The organism is uncultured Clostridium sp. (assembly GCF_910588715.1).
Taxonomy (GTDB): Bacteria; Bacillota; Clostridia; order Clostridiales; family Clostridiaceae; genus Clostridium.
In genome coordinates, this window is record NZ_CAJURG010000019.1 from 1 (window position 1) to 5,193 (window position 5,193).

3 protein-coding genes are annotated in these 5,193 nt (G+C 26.8%); 1 reads left to right on the forward strand and 2 read right to left on the reverse strand.

What is annotated here, in order from left to right:
- The first annotated feature begins 97 nt into the window (after positions 1 to 97).
- Positions 98 to 3,505, forward strand: coding sequence for a hypothetical protein (locus tag QZ321_RS12215; RefSeq protein ID WP_294197003.1), 3,408 nt, complete (start codon positions 98 to 100; stop codon positions 3,503 to 3,505).
- Positions 3,506 to 3,552: 47 nt separating this feature from the next.
- Here the strand turns inward: QZ321_RS12215 and QZ321_RS12220 are convergent, their stop codons facing one another.
- Together QZ321_RS12220 and QZ321_RS12225 are read right to left on the reverse strand one after the other, a co-directional pair.
- Positions 3,553 to 4,695, reverse strand: coding sequence for a glycosyltransferase (locus QZ321_RS12220; protein ID WP_294197005.1), 1,143 nt, complete (start codon positions 4,693 to 4,695; stop codon positions 3,553 to 3,555).
- A gap of 7 nt (positions 4,696 to 4,702) precedes the next feature.
- Positions 4,703 to 5,140, reverse strand: a complete 438-nt coding sequence (locus QZ321_RS12225) for a hypothetical protein (protein WP_294197007.1) — start codon at positions 5,138 to 5,140, stop codon at positions 4,703 to 4,705.
- Between the last annotated feature and the right edge of the window lie 53 nt (positions 5,141 to 5,193).

Here is a 5,193-nt window from a genome sequence, read left to right on the forward strand (position 1 = left end):
GCCAGGTATTGAATTTTCAAGGTGCATAGGCAAAATCTATGTGCGAAGTTTGAGTGATTAACTAATATTTATTATTTCTTTAATATAGGAGCTATTAATGCGATATTTAACAGATAATTATTGGAAGGAATTTCAAACAGTTATTATCGATACGAATGGAAAATCCAAAACTATTAAAAATGGGATAAAGTTTGAAAACTTAGTTAAAGATCTCTTACAGTTATTGTATGAGGGAACAGGTGTAACATGGACTCCCACACAAACAACACATGACGGAAATAAAGATTTTATTGGAAAATCTGAAAATGATACTTTCTTGTGGGCAGAATGTAAAAATTATAAAGAAAAAATTTCTATGAATGTAATTTCACCAACATTAGTAATGGCGGAAATAGAAGATGTTAGGGAAATTCTAGTATTTAGTTATTCTGCAATAAATGACTCTGCCAGAAAAAAACTATTATATTATGCGGATAAACGTCAAAAGAAAATCCATTTTTATGATGATATTAATCTTGAAAATCTAATTTTTCGATTTCGAACTAGAATAGTGCCTAAGTATTTTAAAGACTTCCCTTCATCTATTTCAATCAAAGATTTAATTTCACCATTTATCTTTGGGTTTAGTATGCCAGGTATACACTATAGTAATATAGAAGACGTTAGTACATCTTCATTTAGCATAAAACTAAATGATTTGATTTTTGCAGGAGTAGGAATTATTAATAATAATTTTCAGACAGATTTATTAATTAATCTTAACTTTGGAAAACTTAGAGATTTAGAATATTTAGAGCTACTCGATAATACATTTAGTAATAGTGAATCCTATAATTGGAATAAAAAAATTAAGTTGCTTCCAGGAGAATCAAAGTTCATAAAATTATATTTTAAATTGCAACGTTATAAAGCAGAGATTAATCTTCCTACTATTTATATCAATTTTATGGATGAAAGACTTCCTTCTCAGGAAATAGCTTTAAAAAAAATATTGTGCTCAGGATTTTTTTCTGTTCCACTTATGGGATCTCAATACTTGGATGCATTACACAATTTAAAGGATGTGACAGTTAATAAGGGAAATTTATCTTTGGCTATTATTCATGGGAGAAGCGGTGTTGGAAAAAGTCGTATTTTAAAAGAAGCTGTTAGTATTTATATTAAATATCATTATCAAATTCTGAATTTTGTGGCAGATTTATCAACAAATGATTCATTATCTATTTTGCGAGAAATTATCTATTTTATTTACAATCTAACACCAGAAATGATTACGGAATCGCTTAAAGAATGTGCAGAGAAGATTACATCTTATGGAAATGATAATATAGAAATAATTAAATTTCTTCAGGAACTAAAATTTGGCCAGGATGTAGATATTAGCGAATTACTAAAAAAAAATCAACATTTTATTTTTGAAAAAATATTATCGAACAAATTTACTATAATTATTGACAATATTCAGTTTGCTGCCCCCTTTTTAATCAATTTTATTTATGATCTTTGCATATATGGAAAAAATTATCAACGTAATGCGAGAAGTGTTGTGATTATATCATACAACAATGACTATTATTGTAATCCGGCTCTTAAAAAGTTTGTAATTTTTGCGGAAGAAATGAAAAATTCTAATTGTCTTCACGTTTTTACATATTGTCCAGAGGGATTAAATCAATATCATCAATCATTAGGTTTCATTAAACAATTAATACAAGTTAAAACTGATTGGTGTGATTCATATTTTGAAAGTATTGCTAAAAAGGCAAATAATATACCAAAATATATAGAGAATATTGTTGAATACCTTTTTAAAAAAGGAGTTCTGACTCGTTATAAAAATTATTTTACAATAAGAGATTTCAATATTTTTTCCAAAGAAATAGAATCTATGCCCGATTCATTTAAAGACGTGTTTCATAAGCGTTATAAGCTTTTTATAATAAATGAAAAGATTGAAGAAAAAGATGCTGTTTTGATTTTTGCTGCAATACATTTTTTTAGGAATTTGACGGATTACCAAGTAAATCAGCTTAGGTTAAATAGTCAAGTAATGATTATGATGGAAGATTATGGATTCATAAAACATGAAAAACAAATGCGTATTTGGGAATTTACTCATGATTTGTATGAAAAATATTTTGTTGATACTATCTCTTTAGAAGATATTTTTATTAATTACATTATAAATGAACTAAAAATAAATTGTAAGTTATTACCATGGCAAAAGCTACTTATTGAAATAAAAAATGACTTTAATATATTCACAAAATCAAATGAAATTATCATAAAAATAGAACCGTTACTTATGCAGGTACCATATGCTTTAAAAAAATATTTTTATTATAAAGTTATAGAATATTTATCATTTTTTGAAGATTTTTCAGATATAAATCAATATTTTGCCATTGTATCTAAAATATGTTTAGATGCAAAAAATGAAATGGGAACAGATATCTCTAAAATATTATATAAAAAAATATATGATGCGTTTGTGGTTAAATCAATTAAAGAGAGAGAACAATATCCCTTTTACCAGAAATTTGTATATGATTATTCGGAAGATTTATTACAGACTAACGATTCTTGTGTATTACAAATATATAATGAAAGGATACGATGTTTAAATAGGAATTTAAAAAAAAATTATATTTTATTAGCTCGCTTATATAATCGTATATATGTGTATTATAAACATAGTAAATCTGAGGATTTAGTTCATCAGTATTACAAAAAATCTATGGATTTATGTGGAACCTATCAGTTAATCGGGATGCAAATAGAGAATCTATTTGATAAGGGTAATTACTATCTGTATGTTCAAAATAAAAGACGAAATCTGATAAGCTGTTGGTTAAAAGGTATTAAAATTTATAAAGCACATAAAAATAGTCTTAAATATTTAACCCTTAATTCTTTGAAAAAGGAAATTGAGCTGGAATTAATAAGGCGAAACTATAATAAAGTTAATAAACTTCTAACAGATGCGTTTGACTATGTTGAAAATGGAGAATATAACCAACAGTCTCTTTTTTTCTACTCAAGTTTATATTCCCTTAAAGGGGTATATGGATTAATCTCTGGACAAACGGATCTAAAAGAGATTCAGGAAACAATTAATATGGCAGAGAAATATTCATCTTTGTTAAATAATCAAAAAATTTATATGATATACTTGTTATACGCGAAATTGGCATTTAAAAAGAAAGACTATGAAGATATGCTATGTAAATATAGTTATGCTTTGCAAAAAATCGAAAAAGATAATGCGTACTATGCTAATATTAGGAATATTATTTTGGGGGATTGTACTATTAAAATTGGGATGTTAAAAAATGATCTTAAGGAATTATCTTTTATACAAAATCAAACACTTGATGCAGAGATTAATCAAAAGTTAGAATTTATAAATAACCTAAATATAACTGAATTAAGAAACTATATTTTAAACTTTAAAACTGTATCTAATATTGCAGATAAAAGTAGAAAAGATGGATACATCCTTTAATATACATCCTTAAATAGGGGGAAAGCCAGATAGTGGCTTTCCTCAAATTATACTATCATTCTTTCAATATCTTCTCTGTCTAACAGATTTCCATTTGTATCAATAATTATATCATAAGGATTTTTTCTGTTTTTCCACCAAAAAGCATTGTTTGCTAATGAAACAACTGTATCTACAAAATATATAAAAGGTTCGGAAATATCTAGATGAGACATTGGTATATAATCATAAAGCTGAATTTGTTTTGGGTTGCGCATTCCTACATTTATTGTAAATAGGTCATAAAAATTTATTCCAAACGTTTTCTGCACTATTTGTATAAAAAATTTTGAATCTTGTAAACTACATAGATTATAAAAATAGTAATTTGGGAAAACAGTATGTGTTTCCTTAAATTTACATACAGCTTGAACCAGATAATCTTTAATATCAAAACAAAGTAATGAATAATCTTTTGCAAAAAACATTGCTTTCGAATCGGCCCTTAAATGACTATATTCCGAAATCTTCGTATTGCTTAGAGAACTACTACCTTTGTGATATACTTCTGAATTAGCAACAACCCAAGTCTCATAATTTTTTTGTTTAAGTTGTATCCCATAATCACAATCACAGCAGATATATGGCATTGTAATATCCATTCCCCCAACTTCTTCATAAATGGATTTATAAGTCATCATTACTGCACTGCAGGCAGATTGAACCCTTCTATCTTCTTGAGCACATACATGGTTACGCTTCAACCCTCTCATAGGATGCAAAACATTTTGTGGGGAATATGCAATTCCAAAATCAATAATACGATTATTAGTAGGATTAATCAGTTTTGGACTTACTGCACCGATGTTCGTTGAGCTTATTAATTTAGAAAATAGTGGTTCATACCATCCTGGATAACAGAAAATATCTTGATCGAACATTGTTATGATATCACCGCAAGCTAAAGATACACCTGTATTCATAGCATCAGGATAAAACATATCGCGTTGAAACTGATATATTTTCACTTGTGAAAATGGAGACTGAATATCAATCTCTGTTTTATTATAATTATTCGCAATTACAATAACTTCTACTTTAGGTGATATAGTTTTTTGTAATAAATTTAAAACATAATATAATAATTTTTTGTTTTTATGAAATGGAATTATAATAGTATGCTTATACTCATTAAAAATCATAGCATTCATTTGATAGTTACTCCTTTTGAATATTATTCCAAAATGTATCTTTAGTACAGCCTAAACAGACTAGTATATCATTTTCGAATTCAAAGTCTGTCATAGTTCCATGTATTAAGTTTTGATTATTAAAACTATTACGTATTTGCTGCTTTATCTCCTGTGCATACTTATTAACAGGTATGACACCGTATTTTGTTAAATATTTTTTTTGTATATTTAATGCATCTTCTATTATAAAAACGCATACTTCACCATAACCACATTCTTCTATTTTCATAAGAGATTCTTCTAAAGTAAATTCGTAAAGTAATTGTAATTTTTCTAATGTGGTTTTTTTATCCCAAAATAGATTTACAGTATATTTTATAGAAAAAACGGATTCTAATTTTTGTTTAACAAATGGAAAATATCCCATACCATTGTGCCATAATAAAAATAAATGTAATGCCATAAATACTCCCTGCTTTATCTAATCGTAGGTATAATAGATAACTATGTATTATC

Excerpts from the sequence above, each read along its gene's own strand:
- QZ321_RS12215 (WP_294197003.1), top strand. The coding sequence starts at position 98 with ATGCGATATTTAACAGATAATTATTGGAAGGAATTTCAAACAGTTATT.
- QZ321_RS12220 (WP_294197005.1), bottom strand. The coding sequence starts at position 4,695 with ATGAATGCTATGATTTTTAATGAGTATAAGCATACTATTATAATTCCA.
- QZ321_RS12225 (WP_294197007.1), bottom strand. The coding sequence starts at position 5,140 with ATGGCATTACATTTATTTTTATTATGGCACAATGGTATGGGATATTTT.